Origin of the sequence: Nonomuraea basaltis, from assembly GCF_005893125.1 — a bacterium.
Lineage (GTDB): Bacteria > Actinomycetota > Actinomycetes > Streptosporangiales > Streptosporangiaceae > Nonomuraea > Nonomuraea basaltis.
Map to the genome: position 1 here is coordinate 1 of NZ_VCJS01000590.1, position 1,022 is coordinate 1,022.

Below are 1,022 nucleotides of genomic sequence, written 5' to 3' on the forward strand. Positions count from 1 at the left end.
CCACCCCTCCAGCCCGCCGGGCCCACACCACACCGGCCGCAGCCCGCCGACCCGACGCCACAGCCCGTCCCCGTGGTCGATCCGGAGCCGCAGGCCATGCCGTCCGTCATGGCGGACCACCTCCGCCAGGTGCTCGGCCCGCTCTCCCCGCGCCGGCGGCTCGACCTCCTCCTCGACCTGTGGCATCAGGTGGCGGCTCACCAGGAGGCGGCGAGGCGGACGCAGCGCCTGCGCGCCACCCAGGGCAAGCAGAGCAAGCTCAAGGAGCTGACCCTCCGGTACGCCGCTCACAACGACGAGTTCATCGTCGGCCTCGTCCGGCGAGACCTGGGCCATGAGCCATCGCTGGCGGAGGCGGCCCGCTGGCTCCCCCGGCCCTGGCACTGGACGTTGCTGATGAACCGCGCCATGGACGACGCCCTGGCCGCGACCGTGCTGCTGCGTACCGCGATCGCCGTCACCGACCACGGCGTCGGGGACGGTCTCGCCCGGTGCGCGGACCAGCTCCGCTTGGCCGCCGCGCTCATGGCGCCGCACGAGGCCGGCCAGGCGGCGCGCCGGATCCCCGGGCTCACGGGCCTGCCCGCCCGCCCCGGCTGCTACGTCCGCGACCTGGCCGCGAAGCTCGACTCCGCCTCGGAGCCGTACGTCAGGCAGCGGCTCGCCAGGGCAAGCGACTACGCCGGTGTCGTCATGGAGGCCGTCACCGACCTGATCCTGGAGGTGCACGATCAACTGCGCGGCTGGTCGTCGGCAGGAGTGCGGCAGTGGCGCGCCACAGCCGGCTACACCGCGCAACGTACCCCCGCCACCTGGGCCCAGCCGCCGGTCGGCGAGGAGCGGCCGCCCCTCGCCGACCGGCTCGCCGAACACCCGGACGTCGCCCCAGAGGAGATCGAGACGGTCGGCGACCTGCTGTGGTACGGCGAACTAGCCGACGCGCTCGCCCAGCTGAACGGCCACGAGCGCGCCAGCGTCGACTTCCAGATCTTGTACCCCTTAGTCGACTTCTCCCCCGATCC

At 73.7% G+C, this 1,022-nt stretch carries 1 protein-coding gene; it reads left to right on the forward strand.

Annotated elements, in window-relative coordinates; all coding sequences use genetic code 11:
- Nucleotides 1–108: 108 nt before the first annotated feature.
- Nucleotides 109–1,022: hypothetical protein (locus EJK15_RS69550; RefSeq protein ID WP_206062402.1), on the forward strand; the 914-nt coding region annotated here is incomplete at its 3' end.